Source organism: Micromonospora coerulea (assembly GCF_016598485.1).
Taxonomy (GTDB): Bacteria; Actinomycetota; Actinomycetes; order Mycobacteriales; family Micromonosporaceae; genus Micromonospora; species Micromonospora coerulea.
Genome location: NZ_JAEMUW010000008.1, coordinates 67,406 through 88,081 on the forward strand (window position 1 = coordinate 67,406; position 20,676 = coordinate 88,081).

Here is a 20,676-nt window from a genome sequence, read left to right on the forward strand (position 1 = left end):
CGGCGCCGTGCTCGTCGCCCCCGGGCGGCCCGGCGCACTGCGAGGATGGCGCGATGTCCCGATGGCGGCTGGCCCGGATCACCGGCGCGGTGCTCGTGCTCGCCGGGGTGGCGCTGGGCGTGGCGGGTGCGATCGGCGAGGCCGCCCCGCCCGGCGAGGCCGAGCCGCCGGACCGGGAGCCGTGACTGCTCAGCCCAGCAGGGCGGCGCGCAGCTCGGCGGCGAGATCCTCCGGTGGCACCTCGTGGAAGCCACCGGGCAGGCTCCGGTGCGTGGCACCGGGGATCGCGTCGGCCGTGGCGGCCGCCGCGTCGCGCAGCCACTGTGGGCTGCCGGTGCTGTCCACGACGACCGTCGGCGTGGTGATCGTCGCCAGCCGGGTGGTGGGCAGCGCGCCGTCACCGGTCACCGTGGAGTCGTAGGCGAGGGTGTGCGCCAGCCCCTCCATCCAGGACCACTCCGGCCTGCCGCGCATCCCCGCGACGGCCTCGGCGGGCACCCCCACCGCAGCCGTCAGGAAAAGCTCCACCGCGTCCCCCCGGCGGCCCTCGGTCACCAGTTCGGTCAGCCGCTCCGACAGCTCCGGCTTGGCCCCGCCCTCCGGCCCGACCTGGAACGGCGGCTCGAAGAGGGCCAACCCGGCGATCGGCAGCCGCTCGGCGGCCGCGTACGCGGCGAGGATCGCGCCGGAGGAGAGGCCGTAGAGGTACGCCGTGCCGCCGGCCGCCCCGACCAGCGCCGCCACATCCTCGATCTCGCGCTGCACCGAGTACGGCGCGGTGTCGCCACTGTCGCCCCGGCCCCGACGGTCGTAGCCGTACGTCGTGAAGTCGCCGGCCAGGGCGGCGGCCAGCGCCCGGGTGGTCGACCGGTCGTTGAAGGCGCCGCCGACGAGGACGATCGGCGGTCCCCCGCCCGCGGTCTCGTACGTGATGGTGGTCCCGTCGGCGGATCGGGCCGAGTCCACCGTCCAGGTGATCCCCTCCAGCGTCATGGTTACTTTTTAGCCCACCCCCCGGACAACGGGTGGCCCTGCGGGAATTCACCTGCCCGTCATGTCCGACTCGTCGGGCAGACCGGTACAGGTCGCCGCCCATATCCGGGGATCTGGTGAGCTGCCCCGGTCGACCGATCGCGTGTCGGATGGCAAGCTTTCATCGGCGGGGCGGCTTTCCCGACCGCCGTCACCCTCCCATCGACCCCGGTCACGGCACGGATCAGGGTCGCCGGGTGAACCATCGCCCGGACAGCCACGCGCCGATTCTCACGAGGAGTTCCATGTCCGTCCCCGGGATGCGCCGGGCCGCCGTCGGCCTGGCCGCGCTCGCCGTGACCGCGCTCGGCACGGTCGCCGTCAACCCCAATCAGGCAGAGGCCGGCCCCAAGCCGCTCGACGTCAAGCTGCTCGCCATCAACGACTTCCACGGCAACCTGGAGCCGCCGACCGGCTCCAGCGGCACCATCGCCGGCCAGCCGGCGGGTGGTGCGGAGTACCTGGCGACCCAGCTCGCCCAGTTGCGCGGCACCACCGAGGAGGAGCGGGAGCGCACCATCACGGTCGCCGCCGGTGACCTGATCGGCGCCTCGCCGCTGCTCTCCGCGGCCTTCCACGACGAGCCCACCATCGAGGAGATGAACCTCGCCGGGCTCGAGTTCACCAGCGTGGGCAACCACGAGTTCGACGAGGGCTCCACCGAGCTGCTGCGGATGCAGAACGGCGGCTGCCACCCGGTCGACGGCTGCGCCGACGGCACCCCGTTCGAGGGCGCCAAGTTCCAGTACCTCTCCGCCAACGCCTTCACCACCGCCACCGGCCAGCCGCTGCTGCCGCCGTACGGCATCAAGAAGGTCGACGGCGTCAAGGTCGGCTTCATCGGGATGACCCTGGAGGGCACCCCGCAGATCGTCAGCCAGCAGGGCGTCGCCGGCCTGACCTTCGCCGACGAGGCGGAGACCGCCAACAAGTACGCCCGCATCCTGCGGTACCAGGGCGTCGAGACCATCGTCGTGCTGCTGCACGAGGGCGGCGTACAGAACGGCGGCGGGATCAACGACTGCACCGGCTTCAGCGGGCCGATCGTCGACCTCGCCAACCGGATGGACCCGTCGATCGACGTGATCGTCAGCGGGCACACCCACGCCGCGTACAACTGCAACATCAACGGCAAGCTGGTCACCAGCGCCAGCTCGTTCGGTCGCCTGGTCACCGACATCAACCTGCAGATCGACCGTCGCACCGGCGATGTGCTCACCGCCAAGGCGAACAACGTGGTGGTCACCCGGACCGTCCCGAAGGACCCGGCGAGCACCGACCTGATCAATCGGTACAAGACCGCGCTCGGCCCGGTCGCCGACAAGGTGGTCGGCGAGACCACCAGCGTGATCACCAAGACCCAGGAGAACCTGTACCAGACCGGCGTCGACGCCAACGGCAAGCCGACGTACCAGACCGGTGAGTCGCCGCTGGGCAACCTGATCGCCGACGCTCAGCTCGCCGCTACCGACGACGAGCAGAACGCGGTTGCCGCGTTCATGAACCCTGGTGGTGTCCGCGCCGACCTCGACGCCGGCCCGGTCACCTACGCCGAGGCGTTCACGGTGCAGCCGTTCGCCAACAACCTGGTGACGCTGGACCTGACTGGCGCGCAGCTCTACTGCATGCTGGAGCAGCAGTTCACGGTCGCCCGGGTGCTGTACGCCTCCGCGGGCGTGCACTACGTGGTCGACCCGAACGGCACCACCGCCACGGCCAGCTCGCCGTGCACCGGCACCCGGGTGGTCCGGGGCAGCCTCACCATCAACGGTGCCCCGGTCACCGACGCCGCGACCTACCGGGTCACGGTGAACAACTTCCTCGCCGGCGGCGGCGACGGGTTCAGCGTCCTCACCGGCGGCACGAACCTGGTCACCGGCATGATCGACCTGGACGCCTTCACCGCGTACCTGACCGCGAAGTCGCCGGTCTCCGCGCCGGCGCTGGACCGGATCCAGACCACGGCCGAGGTGCCCGCCGCCTGACGGGGCGCACCGGCACGACGACGGGCCCCGGAGCAGCTGCTCCGGGGCCCGTCCGCTGTTCCGTTCGCTGCCGGGCCCGCCCGCCGGCCGGTGGCCGGGAGGTCAGTGGGAGGCGGGCTCGGGGGCGGGAACGGGGGCCGGCGCCGGGGTGAGGCGGCCGTCCTGGCCGGGGGTCAGCAACCGGCGCAGCGACAGGGCCAGCGCCGAGGCGGTCAGGCAGCCGCCGACCACCACGACCACCCAGATCCGCCCGTCGGCGGCGCCGATCAGCGGGCCGGCGGTGATCGGGCCGATGACCCCGCTGACCCCGAAGATCATCGAGCTCATCGCGTTGTACCGGCCGCGCAGCTCGTCGGTGGCCAGCGCGTTGGTGAGCGCCGGCATCACCGGCGACAGCATGGTCTCGCCGAAGCCGAAGATCGCCGCACACGCCACCACGCCAAGCGCGGCGACCAGCGCGTTCCCCGGACCGATCAGGCCGGCGGCGCCGAGGACCAGCCAGGCGGTCGCGAAGACGGCGCCGACCGCGGCCAGCGCGCCGGTCCGGCTCCGCCCCTCCATCCGCCGGATCATCACCAGTTGGGAGAGCACGATCATCACGGTGTTGCAGGCCAACGCCCAGGCCACCACCCGCGGCGTCACTTCCGCCACCCGCACCGAGTACGCGGTGAAGCCCACCTCGATCTGCGCGTACCCGCAAGTGGTGAGGACGAGGCCGAAGATGACCAGCCGCCGGAACGGCCGGTCCCGCAGCACGGTCAGGTATCCGCCGGCCGACCGGGTCGCCCCCGCCGTCACGGTCGCCGCCGGCCTGTGCCCCACGTGCGGCAGGGTCAGCAGGATCAGCCCCGGCGTCAGGTAGCTCAGCGCGTCCAGCAGGTAAATGGCCTGGAAGGTGACCGGCCGGGCGACGTCGACGAGCGCGCCGGAAATCAGGCCGCCCACCCCGATGCCGAGGTTGAGCAGCGCGAACTGGAGGCCGAAGACCCGCTGCCGTTCGGCCTCGCCGGTCAGCGAGGCGAGGATGGTGGTCTGCCCGGACCAGAGCGCCGAGCCGCCCACCGCGATCAGCGTGGCGACCGCGAACGCGGTGGCGGTCGAGTCGACCAGGGCGAGCGAGCCGGTGCCGACCGCCGAGATCGCCAGGCAGGGCAGCACCACCCGGCGGGCCCCGAACCGGTCGATCAGCGTGCCGCCGACCGGTGACAGGGCCAGGGTCACCGCGCCGAACCAACCGATCACCAGGCCGGCCCGGGTGTCGGTCAGCCCGCGCACGTCGGTGAGGTAGATGAAGAGGAACGGCAGGGTCAGGCCGCGCCCGATGGCCGAGAGCAGGGTGCCGAGCAGGATCCGGCGGGCTTCCGGGCGGGCGGGTAGGGCGCGGCGCAGCATGGCTGGATTCTCTGCGGCGGGTACGACGACCCGCGACCGGTTTACCGCCGCCTCCGCGTACGGACGGCCGTCGCGTGATCAAGCACACGTGGTGCGACGGGAGCGCAGCCGTCGTGGCCCTGTCGGTGCGGTCTGCCATGCTGGCCCGGTGATCGTGACGTGGCGACACCTACCCGCACCGGCCCGCGAGATCGCGCTGGCCGCCTCGGAGGCCGTCGCCGCCGCCCGGGACCGGGACGCCGGGGCGTACGAGCCGGCGGTCGACCGACTCGCCGCCGCCGACCGGGCCGGCCTGGTGCTCGGCGGGGTGGTCCGGCTGCTGCTGGAGGAGACCCACCCAAACGGGCTGGACGGCGACGACGTGCGCCAGGTGCTGGAGGGCTGCGTGCGAAACGCGGCGCCGTGGCAGGCGGAGGTGGACCCCCATGTGCTGCTGGTCCTGCTGGCCAGTTCCCTCGGCGTCTACGACCCCGGCGACGACGACGCCCCACCCGGCCCGGCGGCGATCGCCCGGCACGCCCCGCTGCTCGTCGCCCATCTGCTGGCGGTCACCGGCCGGCCGCTGGAGGGCTACCTGACCGCCGCGTTCGCCGAGGTGGCCCGCACCGAGCTGCACGACTGACCCACCGGCGACGCGGGCGCGACGCGGCGTGGGGAGAGCGACAACGCCGGCGGCACAAGGGCCGGAGTTCACCTTCGTCCCCGGGTAGGGCGGCGCACCGGCACGCGGGGCAGCGGCGAAGTCGATCACGGTGGATACTCCGACGATCCCTTCGCTACGTCCGGGAGGCCGCTCGTGCACTGCGCCAACTGCCAGACACCGCTAGCGAGCGGAGAGTCTTCCTGTCCCGTCTGCGGTGCCAGTCCGGCTTCGGGCGCCATCCGCCAGCTTCCCTCCTTCGGCCCGCTTGCGGGGTTCTTCGGCCGTACGTGGCGCTGGTGGGCGGGGATCGTCGTCGTGGCGATGTGCTGCGGCGGCGGGAGCTGGGCCGTGCTCCGCGATCCGTTGACGCCCGAGCAGGTGGTGTACCGGTACTTCGAGGCGCTGGCCGACCGGGACGCCGACGAGGCGCGGTCGTATCTCGTCCGTGGCCCGGACGAGGACACCGAGACGGTACTGCTGGACGACCGCACGCTGAAGCACGAGGACTACACCCCGCCGAAGCACCTGAAGATCAAGGAACTCGTTCCCGGGAAGAACCGGTTGAGGGCCACCATGCAGGTGACGTACCAGGTCGCCGGCGCCGCCTACGGTCGCGAGTTCCAGTTCATTCGGGACTACGTACGCCAGTCCTGGCGGATCCACCGCGGGTGGGCCTCTTTGCCGGCCAACACCAGAACGTCGTATCCGCTGGTGATTGCGGGGACCTTCGTGCCGAAGAGCGAGTTCGGCTACGTGCCCGCCTTCCCGGGTGCGTACGTGGTGCGACTCGCGCCGAATCCGCTGGTGGAGGCCGAGCCGGTCACCGTGGTCGCCGGCACGGATGTGGCACCCGCCCTACACGTTCGCCCCAGAGGAGACGGCTAGCCGGAGTTGGAGCGGCAGGTCCGCGGACAGCCGAACGCACGGTGCGATTGCCCCGAGCACGACCGCTTCGTGCTCGACCTGCGGGGCACCAGGTGAGCGCACCCGGTTGGCCCGACCGTCGCCGCGTGGCGGCCAGTGCGTGGCGGGCACATCCGGTCGATCCGGATGTGCCCTCGTCGTCGTACCGGGCGAATGGCGCCGTGGTGCCGGTCGTGTCGAGCAGATCCGGGCCGGAGACTGAGACAGGATTCAGGCCAGGGAGCAGACCGACGAACCGTTGGCCGACGTCGCACGCTGACGAGAGGACCCGAGATGAGAAAACTGATCGTGAGCACGTTCCTGACCCTCGACGGGGTCATGCAGGGCCCGGGCGGACCCGGCGAGGACGACGACGGCGGCTTCGCGCACGGCGGCTGGTCGGTGAACTACTGGGACGAGATGATGGGTCAGGTCATGGGCGCGGCGATGAGCAAGCCGTTCGACCTCGTCCTCGGCCGCCGGACCTACGACATCTTCGCCGCACACTGGCCCCGCGCCACCGAAGAGGACGCCGCCAAGCCGCTCAACGACGCCACCAAGTACGTCGCGTCGCGGAGCCGCCCGGCACTGGAGTGGCGCAACTCGGTCCTGATCGAGGGCGACGCGGCCGACGGCATCGCGGCGCTCAAGCAGCAGGACGGGCCGGAGCTGCAGGTGCACGGCAGCGCGAACCTGATCCAGACGCTGCTGCGGCACGACCTCGTCGACGAGTACCGCCTGTGGGTCTTCCCCGTCGTCCTCGGATCGGGCAAGCGCCTGTTCTCGGCGGGCGCCGTCCCGGCCGCGCTGAAGCTCGTCGACAGCAAGGTCTCCACCACCGGCGTCGTGATCGGGACGTACCAGCCGGCGGGCGAGTTGGTCACCGGATCGTTCGCGCTGGAATGACCGCTCAGGTCGCTGTGCGGCCCGACGTGGACCCGCACGTGCTGCTGGTCCCGCTCGCCAGCGCGTTCGTCGAGGTCGCCCGCACCGAGCCGCACGACTGAGCCGGCGTCGCGCGGCGGCCGGCCGGGCGTCAGGCCCGAGTCGCCACCACCTCCAGGTACTCCGCCGGGATGCGGACGGTGCCGTCGGTGGAGCGGTCGTACCGGCGGGCCAGCTCGACCAGATCGGCGTGCAGCGCCGGCCGCCGCGGCTCGTCGAGCGTCTCGAACGCCTTCAGTGTCGGCCCGTAGTTGACCCGGAAGAAGTCGGCGAACTCGTCCCGGGTGGTGAAGCGGAAGACGAAGGTCCGCCGGGTGGCCCGCAGGTCGCGCAGCGTCGCGCCGAAGAGCTCGGCCAGCCGCTCCTCGCGACCCCACTCGACCGGCCCGCGCAGCCCTGCGGGCGGCGGGACGTGCCGGCCGACCGTGCGGAACAGGTCGCCGATGAAGCCCTCCGGCGTCCAGGCGGCCAGCGCGACCGTGCCGCCGGGCCGGCAGACCCGGACCAGCTCGGCGGCCGCCCGCTCCTGGTCCGGCGCGAACATCACCCCGACGCAGGAGAGCACCGCGTCGAACGAGGCGTCCGGGTAGGCCAGCCGCTCGGCGTCACCGGTCGCGAAGGTCACCGGCAGCCGCTCCGCGCCGGCCCGCGCGTGCGCGCGTTCCAGCAGCTCCGGTACATAGTCGACACCGGTCACCCGGCAGCCGCAGCGGGCCGCCGCGATCGCGGCGTTGCCGGTGCCGGTCGCCACGTCCAGGACGGTCGCTCCGGCGGCGAGGTCGGCCGCCTCGACGAGCAGCTCGGAGATGAGGTGGATGCGGGCGGCGACGGCGCCGTAGTCGCCGCTGGCCCAGGTCTGCTGTTGCCGCGCCTTGACGGCGGCCAGATCAATCGTGCTGGTCATGACAGTGCCTTCCGTTCGGTTGCCGGTGACGCTAGGGCTGCGGCGGCGGCCGGACATCGGGAAAACCACCTATGTTGGCGGCACCAGCCCCTGCCGTCGCGCGACCGCGGCGGCCTGCCCCCGGTTGGGCACGGCCAGCTTGCCGAGGACCGCGGAGACGTGGTGCCCGACCGTGCGCGCCGAGAGCGACAGCCGCCCGGCGATCTCGGCGTCGCTGAGCCCGTCGGCGAGCAGCGCCAGCACCTCCAGCTGCCGGGCGGTCAGCCCGGGCCGGTTGGCCGTCGTCGCCGGCCGCGGGCCGCGCGGCACCCGGGCCAGACCGCGCCCGTGCAGCTCGGCCCGGAGCCGCCGGGCCGTCCGCACCGCGCCCAGGGCGTCCAGGATCCGCAGCGCCTCGCCCGCCGCCTGGGCGTCCCCGCAGGCCAGGGCCTCCGCCCGGCGGTACGGGCAGCCGAGGCGCCGCCACTCGTCGGCCGCGCCGGCCCAGTCGCCGGCGAGCAACCGCCGGTACGGCGACGCGGCCACCGCCGGCGCCGACGTCAGCTCCCCGGCCCGCCACCGCCAGTACGCCAGCTCCCCGGCGGACCACGGTTGTCCCGCCGCGACGGCCAGCTCGTAGCCGCGCCGGGCCTCGGCGGCCGCCCGCTCCGGCTCGCCGTCGAGCCAGTGGTGCTCGGCGAGGGCCGCCGCCGCGGGGCCGACGAACTGGAGCTCGCCCGTGCCGTACGCCCACCCGGCCACCTTGGCCAGCTCGTCCGCCGCGGTCGGGTCGCCGTACCGGGAGCGGAGCAGGCCGCGGACGAGCAGCGCCGGCACCAGGCTGCCGCCGGGCTGCCCGGAGCCGGCGAGAGCGGTCTCGGCGTCGGTCAGCGCGCCGGTCCAGTCGCCCTGGAGCAGCCGCAGCCCGGCCCGGTGGCCCAGCAGGTGGCGGGCGTACCCGTCGAGGTCCCGCCCGGTGGTGAACTGCAGCGCGCGGTCCAGTCGGGCGCCGGCCGCGTCCAGGTCGTACCGCTCGACGGACATGGTGGCCAGGTTGACCAGGGCCCGCGCGGCATGGTCGTCGAGGCCGTCGAGCGCGGCCCGGACGTGCGCCTGCTCCAGCAGCTCGACGCCGTCCGGGTCGCCGCGTTGCAGCCGCGCCGACCCGACGTTGACCAGCGCGTGCGCCTCGGTGTCCCGGTCCCCGATGCGGGCCGCCAGCGCGAGCGCCCGGCCGCCCCAGTCGATCGCCTCGTCGTCCCGGTTGGCCAGCATCAGCAGCTGCGCCATCCCGCTGTACGCCATGGCCAGTTCCCGGCCGGCCGGCGCCGACTCCAGCACCTGGACCGCCCGGGTGGCCGCCGCGCGGGCGGCCGCGCTGTCGCCGTTCCACCAGCAGAGCCGGGACAGCCAACGCAGGTTCTCGCCGATCGGGACGGTGTCGCCGTCGGCCTCCCGCAGCGCGAGTGCCTCCCGTCGGGCGGCGAGGGCCTCCGTGCCGAGCCCGGCGAGGTAGGCGGCCGACGAGTACGCCTCCAGGAGTTCCGCCCGGCGCGCCGGCGGCAGTCCGGCCGCGCGCGGCAGGGCCACCGCGTAGTGGGCGACGGCCTGCCGGTGCGCGCCGACCGCCGCGGCCCGGCGCGCGGCCAGCGGTGCCCACCGCAGCACGGCCGCCGCGTCGTCGGCGTGGTGCGCGTGGTGCACCAGCCGGGCGGCGTCCACGTCGGACCGGCCGGCGAGCCGGGCCAGCACCGCCGCATGCAGGGCCGCGCGGCGTATCGGGGAGAGGCCGTCCCGGACCGCCCGGCCGAGCAGTTCGTGACGGAACCGCACGCCCTCCGCCGCCGGCACCAGCAGCCCGCCGGCCAGGCACTCCTCGACGGCCGCTGGCGGCTCCCCGCCGAGCAGGTGCGACTCGGTCCGGGACGGCACCACCGACACCAGCCGGGCCGCCTCCCGCGCGGCCGGGCTGAGCGCGGCGAGCCGGGCGGCGACCAGGTCGCGTACGGTCGGCGGGACGCCCGGCCCGGCGGCGGCCAGCACCTCGGTGACCAGCAGCGGGTTGCCCCCGGTGGCCTGGTAGAGGCCGGCGGGGGAGCGCCCGGCCCGGCGGGCCAGTTCCTCGACGGCGGCGGTGGAGAGCGGTGGCAGCGGCAGCCGGCGCACCAGCGCGCGGGGCAGCCCGGCGAGGACCGCGTGCAGGGGGTGCTCCGGACCCACCTCGTCGTCGCGGTAGGTGAGCACCAGCAGGGCGCAGCAGCCGGCCAGCCGGCGGCCGAGGAACGCGGTCAGGTCGAGGGTGGCCTCGTCCGCCCAGTGCGCGTCCTCGATCACCAGCACCGGTCGGCGGCGTTGCCGGGGGCCGGCCAGCTCGTCGAGGAGGGCGTCGAAGAGCGCGCCCCGGCGTTCGCCCTCCCGCCCGTCGCCGGCCCGGCTGTCGGCGAGCCGCGCGGCGAGCGCGCCGCCAACCTGCCGGCCGATGTCGTGCAGCGGGCCGAGAGCGCGTGGGGTGAGCAGCGGGTCGCAGCCGCCCTGGAGCACCCGGGCCCGGGCCCCGACCGCCGCCGTGAACGCGCTCAGCAGGGCGGACTTGCCGGCGCCCGCCTCGCCGGCGACGAGCGCGATGCGGCCACCGGCGGCACTGGCCGTCAGCAGCTCGTCCAGGGCGTCGAGTGGACCGGCCCGCTCCAGCAGCTCCATCGCCCCGAATGCTAGTCACGGCGGGCGGCGGGGAAGCTCGTCCTGACGGCGAGCCGACTGGTCCGCCGGCCAGGAGAGGTAGCGGATCATGGCCTCGCCGTCATGCCCACGCGCCGCAGGCCAACTCCCACCCCGACAGCGACGCCACCTCGTCGAGCGGGGCAGCGCCGGCCCGGCTCCACCGTCTACTGTGGCCACCCACGCAAACCGAACCGATAGTCATAGACCGGGTCGACGGGCCGGTGACGGTCGAGGTGAACACCTTCGGCAAGCCGCGGCGCGCTCACCCGCGGGTGCGGTGCCCTCGCGTCATCAGCGCGGCGAGCTGCCGAGCCTTGTACGTCACCCCGCCGGTGCCCTGGTAGTACTCCCACGGGTATGAGGTGAACCGGTTGCCGAGGGCGGCGAAGTGGGGGGCGGCGCTGCGACGGTCCCCGGCCAGCGACCAGGCGTACGCGAAGCTGCTCTGCGCCTGCACCCAACCGTAGACCGGCCGGTAGGCAGGGTGGCCCACCGACCGGGCCGCCGCGTCACGAAGTTGCTCGCGTACCTCCGGCTGCCGCATGTACCGCGAGGCCGACGGCTCCGCGCGGGCCTGTTCGATGTGCGCCTCGGCCACCACGGCGGCGTTCAGCGCGCCGGGTGGCGCCTCCGCGGCGCACACCTGGGCGAAGGCGTGCAGCTGCGGGAAGGAGCCGCCCCACTTCGGACAGAGCTGCTGGGCGAGGTCGAGTTGGGCGGTGAACGGGTGTGGCTGAGCCTCGGCTGCCTGGTTGTAGCGCCGCCACGCCTCGGTGAGCCCCACCTGCAGGCCGCGCGCGATGCGTACCCGCGTCGTCCACGCTGCGACATTGCCCGGTTCCGCCATCACCACGTCGCCGAGCAGGTTGTCGGCCCGGGCCAGGAACGCGTGGAACTGCGCGAACTGCTTCCGGCTCACCTCGCTCGCGTAGAGGGCCGTACGCACCTCCCAGCCCATCACCACCCAGCGGGCGCCGAGCAGGGTGGCCGCCAGGGTCGAGGACGCCGCAGCGCCCTCGAGGAACGTCTCCACGCCCCGCAGCTCAGCGACCACCGTCACCGCCACGCTCGGGTCCTGGTCGGCGGGGAGTTCGGCGAAGAACCGGGTCACCGCAGGCCAGTCCCGCGACAGCAGGGCCTGGCGCAATGGGCGCAGTTCCGGGTAGTGGTCGAGGCGGTTCTTCGTGGGTACGGCGAAGACGGTGGTGGCAGACACGGCGCAGAGCTTAGGCAGTCGGCCATCAGTTCCGCTGCCCCGTACGCGGCGGGATCACGCGGTATGCGGGAAGCTCGCCGAACCAGCTTCACGCTGAGGAATGGCGTGTGGGGCCGACAGCCCGGCGCTTGGCTCCACTACGTACCGGACTGGGGCGTCGCCATCGTCGTGCCAGTCCGTAGGGTTGCCAACGCGCCGCTCCACGCCGCCAACTGGTCGAGCATCGTGTTCACGGCATCCACCTGGTGAGGGCCGGGCTTGAAGACGCTGAAGTTCTCGAAGTCGGTGAAGAGCGAGAGTGCCACCTGTGCCCGTACGTCCGCGATCTGCAACTCGGCCACCACCAGGCGCAGGTGCTCCACCGCACGGGTGCCGCCGACGCTGCCGTAGCTGACGAACCCGGCCGCCTTGTTGTTCCACTCGGCGTAGATAAAGTCGATCGCGTTCTTCAGCGCCCCGGATGTGGAGTGGTTGTACTCCGGTGTCACGAAGACGTACCCGTCGAACGAGGCGATCTTTTCGGCCCACCGCAGGGTGTGTGGCTGGGTGTACTGGCCCATCGACGGGGGTGTCATTTCGTCCAGGTGCGGCAGGTTGAAGTCCTTGAGGTCGACGAGTTCGTACTCGGCGTCGACGCGCTTGCTGGCGATGTCGTGCACCCAGCGGGCCACGGTTTCGCCGTTACGCCCGGGACGGGTGCTGCCGATGATGATGCCGATTCTGGTCATTGCCGCCCTTCCCTTGAGGTCCCGACGCGCTCGGGAGCCGTCGGCGGTTACCCCGTCTGCGTGGCTCCGAACGCACACAGGCGTTCCGGTTGCCCGCTGACACGGCACGGTCCCCGACTGGCTTCGAGGTGCGGCGTTTCCGCTGCGTGGCTCGGTCCAAGGCGGCCTAGGTTGACCCCGGATTGTGGCCCATCCATGGCCCGCCAGCCATGTGATCCGTGGAAGCGTCCGGTGTCCGCCAGCCCCCGAATCGCCTCGCCGCCAGGTCGTGACCGGCGTTCAGACGAGGGCCGTTGTTGGCGTCGGCTTGGGTCAGGGGGTCAAGATCAGCTGCGGCAGAGCAGCCACCCATCGGCGCCGGCCGACGGGCACGCACGGGCACGGCCGAGGCCTGGGGTTAGAAGAAGATCGCGGGTGGCTGGCGAGCGGGCCGCGCGCCGGTATCGCAGAGTGCTTGCGTCGTTCGCTGCCTTCTCGCTGCCTTGGGAAGAGCAGTGATCGCCGGAAACGAATCAAGGCCCCTCGGTGGAGGGGCCTTGACCTGCTGTTACCTCTGGTCGGGGTGGCCGGATTCGAACCGACGACCTCTTCGTCCCGAACGAAGCGCGCTACCAAGCTGCGCCACACCCCGAGGCGTGCCGACAAATAGTAGCCCACCCGCTCCGATGGTCAAACTGGGTACCCCCCGAGGAGGGGTCGTTCAGCGCGGGATCAGGGTGAGGACGCTCGCCTCCGGCGGGCAGGCGAAGCGCACCGGGGCGGTGGGGTGGGTGCCCAGCCCGGCGGAAACGTGCAGCCAGGCGTCGGAGCCGGGCCAGCGGTGCAACCCACGCGCCATCGAGCGGGGCAGCCCGCAATTGGTCACCAGCGCGCCGTAGCCCGGCACGCAGACCTGGCCGCCGTGGGTGTGCCCGGCGAGCAGCAGCCCGAAGCCGTCGGCGGCCATCTGGTCGAGGACGGGCGGCTCCGGCGAGTGGGCCAGGGCGATGGCGAGGTCCGCCGAGGCCGACGCCGGGCCGGCCACCGCGGCGTAGTCGTCCCGCTCGATGTGCGGGTCGTCGACGCCGACCAGTTCGACCTCGCGGCCGCCGGCCTTGAGGGTGGTCCGGGCGTTGTTCAGGTCGGCCCAACCGGCGCCGGTGAAGACGTCCCGCAGCTCCTCGTAGGGCAGCGCGACGCCCTCGGTGTACTCCCGGTCGGGCAGGAAGTAGGTGAACGGGTTCTTCCAGACCGGCCCGGTGTAGTCGTTGGAGCCGAAGACGAAGGCGCCGGGGAAGTCGAGCAGTGGTTGCAGGGCCCGCAGCACGCCGGGGACGGCGTCGGGGTGGGCCATGTTGTCCCCGGTGACCACCACCAGGTCGGGGTCGAGGGCGGCCAGCGAGGCCACCCAGTCCTGCTTGCGCCGCTGGCGGGGCATCATGTGCAGGTCCGACAGGTGCAGCACGCGCAGCGGCTCGGCGTCGGCCGGAAGCACCGGCACGTCGTACCGGCGCAGGGTGAACATGTTGCGTTCGACGAGCGACGCGTACGCCAGGGTGGCCGTGCCCGCGGCGACGGTCCCGGCGGCGAGCCGGAATAGTGTGCGCTTTCGCATGGCGTTCAGGGTAGTTTGACCGTCCATGAGCACGCTGAAGGACCGCCTCACCGCAGACATGCGCGCCGCCCTGAAGGCGCGCGACGAGCTGACCACCTCCACGCTGCGGATGGCCCTCGCGGCCGTCGGCAACGCCGAGGTCGCCGGCAAGGCCAAGCGCGAGCTCACCGACGACGAGGTGCTCGCGGTGCTGACCAAGGAGGCGAAGAAGCGGCGCGAGGCCGCCACCGCCTTCGCCGACGCCGGCCGCGCCGAGCAGGCCACCAAGGAGACCGCCGAGGGTGAGGTGCTGGAGCGCTACCTGCCGAAGCAGCTCTCCGAGGCGGAGTTGACCGAGCTGGTCGCGGGGGCGCTCGCCGCGGGCGGCTTCACCGGCAAGGCGCAGATGGGCCCGGCCATGAAGGCGGCTCAGGCCGCGGTGGCCGGCCAGGCCGAGGGTGGCCGGGTCGCCGCCGAGGTACGCCGGCAGCTCGGCCTCTGACCGTTCCGGCTCCCGTCGGGCGTACGCGAAACGGGCGGGCACCCCCTCGTGGGGTGCCCGCCCGTCCGTGTCACGGGTCAGCCGCGTGGTCGCCCGGGGCGGGTCGGTGTGACCCCGCCGGGCGGGGTGGCGTCGCCGCTTGGCGGGGTGCCGCCACCGCTGCTGACCTCGATGGTGACCACGCCGCCCTTGATGGTGCGGCCGTCCGGGCTGGTGCCGGCGGCGGTGTCCTTCGGGCAGCTCGATGGGACCTTGCTGGTGGAGACGACCGGGTCGAACCCGGCGCCGCGCAGCCGCGACTTGGCGGCGTCGATCGTCTGGCACTTCACGTCGGGAATGGAGCGCTGGTCACCCAAGATGATCTTCCCGCTGGGCGGGGTGAAGTCCTTGCGGTCCTTGCCCTTCATCGCGTCGCGGAGCGTTTGGTAGACCGCCGGGTTGATGCCGTTCGGGACGTCGTGGCCCATCTTCTGGTTGGTCTGTGGCCAGTCCGGGTCGGCCATGATGCCCGCCACCGCGTACTGCTTGGTCATCGCGACCAGGGCGGAGGTCTTGTCCGAGTCGGTGGTGCCGGACTTGCCGGCGACCGGCGCCTTCACGATGCCGCGGACGTTGCCGGCGGTGGCGCCGGTGCACTTGGAGGTGCTCGACCGGTCACCGACCGGGCAGCGGGCTGCGTCCACGGCGGCCCGGGCCACCTCGGTGCTGAACCGCTGCTCGCAGTGCGGGTTGGCGATGTCCAGCTTGTCGCCGTCCGGGCCGCGGATCTCCTGGACCGGGATGGGCTCGCAGTACTTGCCGTCGGCCGCCAGCGTGGCGTACGCGTTGGCCAGCTCCAGCGGGGTCGTCTGGGAGACGCCGAGGCTGAACGCGCCCCAGTCGTGCGCCGCCTCCTTGGTGGCGGCGAACTCGGCGTCCTTCGGCGCGCGGAAGGTGATGCCGAGCCGCTGGGCGACCTTCACCACGTTCTCCGCGCCGACCTGCTGCTGGAGCGGGATGAAGTAGGTGTTCACCGACTTGCCGAACGCGCTCCACATGTTGTGCACGCCGGTCATGCTGGCGCTGGCGTTCTTCGGGCAGTAGAAGTGCGTGCCCGGGCAGGCCGCGGGGCCGGGCTGGATGACGTATTCCGACCTGAAGAACGGCTGCGAGTTGATGGTGTAGCTGAGCGGGATGCCCTTCTCCAGCGCCGCCACCATGGCGAACATCTTGAAGGTCGAGCCGGCCTGGTACCCGGTGATGCCGCCGCCGCCGGTGACCAGCGGGTTGACCGTGTTCGGGTAGTTGCCCCGGATGTTCTTCTTGGCCTTCTTCGGGTCGGTGGCGATCTTGTTCTGCGGATTCTTCGGGTCGTCGATCTTGAAGTTCCGGTTCACCGCGATGGCCCGCACCCGGCCGGTGCCCGGCTCGATCGCCGCCACCATCCGGGCCGCCTTGTAGCTCTCGGCATTTTTTATGCCGCGGCGGACGGCGCTGTCGGCGCCCTTCTGGGCCTGCACGTCGAGCGTGGTGGTGATGGTGTAGCCGCCGCTCTTGAGCCGGCGCTCCCGGTCGTACGAGGTCGAACCGAACGTCTCCTGCTGCATCCACCAGCGGTAGAAGTAGTCGCAGAAGAAGCCCCAGGTCCGCTGGTTGGTGGCGACGCAGCCGTTCGGGGTGCGCTTGTCCTTGACCTGGAGCTTGATCTTCTTGGCCTGGTCGGCTTCCGCCTGGGTGATCGCCCCGGTCAGCACCATGTTGTCGATGACGTAGTCGCGCCGGTCGACCGCCTGGGGGTAGCCGCCCGGGGTGGTGGGGTCGAACGCGGTCGGCGCCTTCACCATGCCGGCCAGCAAGGCCGACTCCTGGATGTCGAGCTTGCTCGGCAGCTTGCCGAAGTAGACCTGGCTGGCGGCGTAGATGCCGTACGCACCGTTGCCGAAGGCGGCGATGTTGAGGTAGCGCTCCAGGATCTCGTCCTTGCTGAGTTCCTTGTCGATCTGGAGCGCGTAGCGCATCTCGCGCAGCTTGCGGGCGCTGGTGTCCTCGGTCGCCGCGACCACGTCGGCCGGGTGGGTGGCCGAGTAGGAGATGGCCAGCCGGACGTACTGCATCGTCAGGGTCGAGGCGCCCTGCCGGGAGGCCCCGGCCTGGTTGTTGACGAACGCCCGGGCGACGCCGTTGAGGTCGACCCCGTTGTGCTTGTAGAAGTCGTGGTCCTCGGCCGCGATGATCGCCTTCTGCATCAAGGGCGAGATGTCCTTGAGCTTGACGTCCTTGCGGTTCTCGTCGTACATCGTGGCGAGCGGCGTCTTGCCGTCGGAAGCCAGCAGGTAGCTGATCTGCGGGGACCGGGCCACCGTCAGTTCCGTGGGCAGTGCACCGAAGGTCTCGGCTCCGGCCTTGGCGGCCAGTCCGGACATCGCCACTGCGGGGAAGGCCGCCGCCGCGACCACCACGCCGGCCAACAGGCCACAGATGAGTAGCGATGCGGCGTTGGTCAGCACATTGTGGTCACGTTTCCGCATCCAGGTCACCTCGACAGGGTACGCGAGTAGGGAACGAGGGGCGCCGGGGCGTTCTTTCCCCATTTCCTGCGCGCGCCGACCTCGTTGTGCTAAACGCACGAACCCTGGTGCGAGGTTGCGTGAACCCGCCGATGAGTCTCCTCCGAACGGGGGACCCGCGCAGCGTTTTCACCGACTCCGGCCGGGTAGACGGCGGGCCGAGGCCCGGGAAGCCGGGTGTGTCCGGAATGATGGATTTCGCCGACAACGTTGCGTAATCAGGCGACTACAGAGCATGATGGTGGCGCGACAGAGCCACACGTCGTCCGTGCCTCCTTGGGGAAGGAACGGGCCGGACGACCGGGGGGAAATTCGACGGCTGGTCGCACGAAGTCGGTAGGTACTGCAAGGGGGGACGTGTACACATGGGCATGATCACTGACTGGCCGTCGCTGGCGGCATGTCAGAACGGGGACCCGGACGCGTTGTTCGTACAGGGCGCCGAACAGAACGTGGCGAAGAGGATCTGCCGGAGTTGCCCAGTTCGGTACGAGTGCCTGGCCGACGCGCTCGACAACCGGATCGAGTTCGGAGTGTGGGGTGGCATGACCGAACGCGAACGGCGGGCGCTGCTGCGCCGCCACCCGCAGGTGACGAGCTGGCGCAAGATGTTCGAGGCGGCCATGAAGAAGAACGCCAAGGACAAGGCCGGCAAGGACAAGGTCCTGGTCACCGCCGCCGGCTGACCGCCGGTCTCACGGCTGGCTGATCGCCTCGCCGATCGTCCGCAGCCCGTCGACGTCGTGCACGTCGGCGGGCTGCGCCGTCACCGACACCGCCGGCACCGCCGGGAACTCCGCGGTGAACCGGGCCGCCACGTCCTGCTCCCGGACCGCCAGCTGGGCCAGCGCGGCGTGTGCCCGCAGCACGTCGACGGTGCCCTCGTGGCCGCCGAGGGCGGCCAGCCGCTCCGCGGCCGCCAGGCTCTCCGCCGCGTCCAGCGACGTCACCGCCGGCCGGTGCACCCGGTTGAGCACCAGGCCGGCCAGCGGCATCCGCTCCTGCCGCAGCCGCCCCGCGAAGTAGGCCGCCTCCCGGACCGCGTCCGACTCCGGCGTCGCGACCAACAGGAACGCCGTCTCCCGCGCCTGCAGGATCCGGTACGTCTGCTCGGCCCGCTGGCGGAAGCCGCCGAACATCGAGTCCAGCGCGGCCACGAAGCCGGAGAGGTCGGTCAGCAGCTGCGCGCCGATCACCTTCTGCACGACCTTGGAGAACATCCCGAAGCTGGCGGTCACCAGGCTGAACATGCTCCGCCCCCCGCTACGAGCCGGGGCCAGCAGCAGCCGCAGCATCCGCCCGTCCAGGAAGCGGGAGAGCCGGGCCGGCGCGTCGAGGAAGTCCAGCGCCGAGCGGGACGGCGGGGTGTCCACCACGATCAGGTCCCACTCGCCCCGGGCGTGCAGCTGCCCGAGCTTCTCCATCGCCATGTATTCCTGCGTGCCGGCGAAGGTCGAGCTCATCGCCTGGTAGAAGGGGTTGGCGAAGATCTCCGCCGCCTTCGCCGGGTCGGTGTGCTGGAGCACCACGTCGTCGAAGGTGCGCTTCATGTCCAGCATCATGGCGTGCAGCTCACCGCCGCTGGCCTCGATGTCGATGCCCTTGACCTGGCGTGGGGTGTTGTTCAGCTCGGTCAGGCCGAGCGACTGGGCCAGCCGCCGGGCAGGGTCGATGGTGAGCACCACCGTCCGCCGGCCGTGCCGCTCGGCCGCGCGCAGCGCCAGCGCCGCCGCGGTGGTCGTCTTGCCCACTCCGCCCGCCCCGCAGCAGACCACGATCCGTACGCCGGGGTCGGCGAGGATCTGGTCGACGTCCAGCGGTGGCGCCGCGTCTTCGGAAGGCACCAATCGAGCGTATCGGGCCGAGGGGTGTCTCTGCTCCGTGCCGGCCGCAGGTGTGAGTCAATCCGCCTGGACGAGCAGGCTGGCCAGCGTCTCCAGCCCGGCCCGGTCCACCCCGCCGGGCAACAGCGGCAACTCGGTCAACGGCCGGTCCAGCTCCATCAGGTCGGCCCGGAGCGAATCCTCCAGCTCCCGGCGTACCTGCTGGTCCCGGGCCTCCCCGGCCAGCCCGGCCACGGTGTCCCGATCGGCCGGTAGGCCGGCGGCGACCAGCCCCCGCTTCAGCTCGGCCTGGCTCAGCACCCGCCCGGCGGGCACCGGGGGCCGGGCGCCGTTGATGATCACCCGACCGACCGGGAAGCCGAGCTGGGTCAGCTCGGCGATCGCGTCCACCGTCTCCTGCACCGGCATCTCCTCGAGCAGGGTCACCACGTGCACCGCGGTCATCGGGGAACGCAGCAGCGCGGAGACCCCCTCGCTCTGGGTCTTGATCGGGCCGACCTTGGCCAGCCGGGCGGTCTCCGCGGTGACGTTGAGGAAGCGGCCGATTCGCCCGGTCGGCGGCGCGTCCAGGACCACCGCGTCGTACGTCCGGCGCTGCCCGCTGGTGCGGGTGGTCGCCTCCTTCGCCTTGCCGGTGAGCAGCACGTCCCGCAGGCCCGGGGCGATGGTGGTGGCGAAGTCGATCGCGCCGAGCTTGCGCAGCGCCCGGCCGGCCGCGCCGAGCTTGTAGAACATGTCCAGGTACTCGAGCAGGGCCTCCTCGGCGTCCACGGCCAGGGCCCGCACCTCGCCGCCGCCGGGGGCCTCGGCGAGCCGCCGCTCCTCGTACGGCAGCGGCTCGGTGCCGAAGAGCTGGGCGATGCCCTGCCGCCCCTCGACCTCGACCAGCAGCGTGCGCCGGCCACCGGCGGCCAGGCCGAGGGCCAGCGCCGCGGCCACGCTGGTCTTGCCCGTGCCGCCCTTGCCGGTCACCACGTGAAGGCGGGCCGGCCAGGTGTCGGACCGTTGCTCAGCTGCTCGCACCCGTCGAGCCTATCCAGCCGCCCGACTCAGGCGACCTCGCAGACCCACCAACCCGACTTCTGCACCACGGTGAAGCGCAGCTCCTGGTCGGCCACCTTCTCGTCGGAGGTGGTCATGGTGACCTTGGTGGTGACAGTGGCCCGCTCGCCGGTCTGGTTGTCCACCTTCGGGGTGGTCCACCGGAACCGCGGGTTCTGGTACTCCGTGGCGTACTTCTGCACCTCGGCGACCTTGCCGGCGATCTTCTTGTCGTCCCGGGAGGCGGAGCAGACGAAGGTGGCCGCCTTCTTCGCGTCCCGGTCCTGGTAGACCGCGGTGAGGAAGTCGTCCACCGCGACGGCCGGCTCCTTGGCGCCCTGGCCCTCCTCGGTGTCCCGCAGGGTCAGGAAGGCGGCCGTGCCACCGCCGCCGCAGAGCAGGATGGCCGCGGCCAGCACGATCGAGGCGATCAGCAGGCCGCGCCGCTTCTTCGGCGGGGGCGGGCTCTGGTACGGCGGGTGGCCCGCGCCCGGCGGCGGCGGGAAGGTGCCGGGGGCCGGCGGTGGGAAGGAGCCGGGGCCCGGCGGCGGGAACGGGCCGGGAGCCGGCGGCGGGAAGCTGCCGGTGGCCGGCGGCGGGAACGGGCCGGGGCCCGGCGGCGGGAACGTGCCGGGGGTCGGCGCGGCCCCGGCCAGCGGCCCCTCGCGGTACGGGCCGTCGGGCATGCCGCCGGTGGCGCCACCGATGGGTGGTTGGGTCAT

The 20,676-nt window shown here is 72.5% G+C and carries 18 protein-coding genes and 1 tRNA gene; 7 read left to right on the forward strand and 12 right to left on the reverse strand.

Translation table 11 applies throughout. The features are described 5' to 3' along the window. Nucleotides 1-53 precede the first annotated feature (53 nt). Nucleotides 54-185 carry a hypothetical protein gene (locus tag I8N68_RS33605; RefSeq protein ID WP_267909571.1) on the forward strand — a complete coding sequence of 44 codons (132 nt, stop codon included), beginning with the start codon at nt 54-56 and terminating at the stop codon, nt 183-185. Nucleotides 186-189: 4 nt separating this feature from the next. On the opposite strand, the gene I8N68_RS12910 is transcribed toward I8N68_RS33605, so the two are convergent. Beyond that, nucleotides 190-993 (reverse strand): alpha/beta fold hydrolase, encoded by an 804-nt coding sequence (locus I8N68_RS12910; protein ID WP_200210171.1) that lies wholly within the window; start codon nt 991-993, stop codon nt 190-192. 284 nt (nt 994-1,277) lie between these two features. Between I8N68_RS12910 and I8N68_RS12915 the strand changes: the two genes are divergently transcribed. Beyond that, the gene (locus I8N68_RS12915; RefSeq protein ID WP_200210172.1) at nt 1,278-3,017 is read left to right on the forward strand and encodes a bifunctional metallophosphatase/5'-nucleotidase; all 1,740 of its coding nucleotides are present in this window, start codon (nt 1,278-1,280) and stop codon (nt 3,015-3,017) included. Between the two features lie 102 nt (nt 3,018-3,119). On the opposite strand, the gene I8N68_RS12920 is transcribed toward I8N68_RS12915, so the two are convergent. Next, a complete protein-coding gene (locus I8N68_RS12920; RefSeq protein WP_200210173.1) occupies nt 3,120-4,409 on the reverse strand; it encodes an MFS transporter in 1,290 nt (429 codons plus the stop codon). 148 nt (nt 4,410-4,557) lie between these two features. Here I8N68_RS12920 and I8N68_RS12925 point away from each other — a divergent pair, with 148 nt between their 5' ends. From I8N68_RS12925 to I8N68_RS12935, 3 genes are all read left to right on the forward strand, one after another. After that, nucleotides 4,558-5,031 (forward strand): hypothetical protein, encoded by a 474-nt coding sequence (locus I8N68_RS12925; RefSeq protein ID WP_200210174.1) that lies wholly within the window; start codon nt 4,558-4,560, stop codon nt 5,029-5,031. Nucleotides 5,032-5,400: 369 nt separating this feature from the next. Further along, a complete protein-coding gene (locus tag I8N68_RS12930) occupies nt 5,401-5,937 on the forward strand; it encodes a hypothetical protein (RefSeq protein ID WP_200210175.1) in 537 nt (178 codons plus the stop codon). A 312-nt stretch (nt 5,938-6,249) separates the two neighbouring features. After that, nucleotides 6,250-6,861 carry a dihydrofolate reductase family protein gene (locus I8N68_RS12935; protein WP_200210176.1) on the forward strand — a complete coding sequence of 204 codons (612 nt, stop codon included), beginning with the start codon at nt 6,250-6,252 and terminating at the stop codon, nt 6,859-6,861. Between the two features lie 130 nt (nt 6,862-6,991). Here the strand turns inward: I8N68_RS12935 and I8N68_RS12940 are convergent, their stop codons facing one another. The 6 genes from I8N68_RS12940 to I8N68_RS12965 form a co-directional block, all read right to left on the reverse strand. After that, a complete protein-coding gene (locus tag I8N68_RS12940) occupies nt 6,992-7,804 on the reverse strand; it encodes a class I SAM-dependent methyltransferase (RefSeq protein ID WP_200210177.1) in 813 nt (270 codons plus the stop codon). Between the two features lie 69 nt (nt 7,805-7,873). After that, the gene (locus I8N68_RS12945; RefSeq protein WP_200210178.1) at nt 7,874-10,483 is read right to left on the reverse strand and encodes an ATP-binding protein; all 2,610 of its coding nucleotides are present in this window, start codon (nt 10,481-10,483) and stop codon (nt 7,874-7,876) included. 283 nt (nt 10,484-10,766) lie between these two features. Then, nucleotides 10,767-11,720 carry a hypothetical protein gene (locus tag I8N68_RS12950; protein WP_200210179.1) on the reverse strand — a complete coding sequence of 318 codons (954 nt, stop codon included), beginning with the start codon at nt 11,718-11,720 and terminating at the stop codon, nt 10,767-10,769. Between the two features lie 137 nt (nt 11,721-11,857). Beyond that, nucleotides 11,858-12,448, reverse strand: a complete 591-nt coding sequence (locus I8N68_RS12955; protein ID WP_200210180.1) for an NADPH-dependent FMN reductase — start codon at nt 12,446-12,448, stop codon at nt 11,858-11,860. A 554-nt stretch (nt 12,449-13,002) separates the two neighbouring features. Further along, nucleotides 13,003-13,079, reverse strand: a tRNA-Pro gene (locus I8N68_RS12960). Between the two features lie 69 nt (nt 13,080-13,148). Beyond that, nucleotides 13,149-14,042 carry a metallophosphoesterase gene (locus I8N68_RS12965; RefSeq protein ID WP_200210181.1) on the reverse strand — a complete coding sequence of 298 codons (894 nt, stop codon included), beginning with the start codon at nt 14,040-14,042 and terminating at the stop codon, nt 13,149-13,151. Between the two features lie 25 nt (nt 14,043-14,067). Here I8N68_RS12965 and I8N68_RS12970 point away from each other — a divergent pair, with 25 nt between their 5' ends. Beyond that, nucleotides 14,068-14,523, forward strand: coding sequence for a GatB/YqeY domain-containing protein (locus I8N68_RS12970; protein ID WP_200210182.1), 456 nt, complete (start codon nt 14,068-14,070; stop codon nt 14,521-14,523). Nucleotides 14,524-14,600: 77 nt separating this feature from the next. On the opposite strand, the gene I8N68_RS12975 is transcribed toward I8N68_RS12970, so the two are convergent. Further along, entirely contained in the window at nt 14,601-17,030 is a 2,430-nt protein-coding gene (locus I8N68_RS12975) for a penicillin-binding protein (RefSeq protein WP_200210183.1), read from the reverse strand. 404 nt (nt 17,031-17,434) lie between these two features. Between I8N68_RS12975 and I8N68_RS12980 the strand changes: the two genes are divergently transcribed. Then, on the forward strand, nt 17,435-17,755 hold the full coding sequence (locus I8N68_RS12980; protein ID WP_200210184.1) for a WhiB family transcriptional regulator: 321 nt from the start codon (nt 17,435-17,437) through the stop codon (nt 17,753-17,755). 9 nt (nt 17,756-17,764) lie between these two features. Here I8N68_RS12980 and bagB read toward each other — a convergent pair whose 3' ends face one another. From bagB to I8N68_RS12995, 3 genes are read right to left on the reverse strand one after another with little or no spacing between them, the layout of a single operon-like run. After that, nucleotides 17,765-18,916 (reverse strand): ArsA family ATPase, encoded by a 1,152-nt coding sequence (gene bagB / locus I8N68_RS12985; RefSeq protein ID WP_200210185.1) that lies wholly within the window; start codon nt 18,914-18,916, stop codon nt 17,765-17,767. 54 nt (nt 18,917-18,970) lie between these two features. Continuing rightward, nucleotides 18,971-19,936, reverse strand: a complete 966-nt coding sequence (gene bagA, locus I8N68_RS12990) for an ATPase BagA (RefSeq protein ID WP_200210186.1) — start codon at nt 19,934-19,936, stop codon at nt 18,971-18,973. 26 nt (nt 19,937-19,962) lie between these two features. Further along, a complete protein-coding gene (locus tag I8N68_RS12995; protein ID WP_200210187.1) occupies nt 19,963-20,676 on the reverse strand; it encodes an Rv0361 family membrane protein in 714 nt (237 codons plus the stop codon).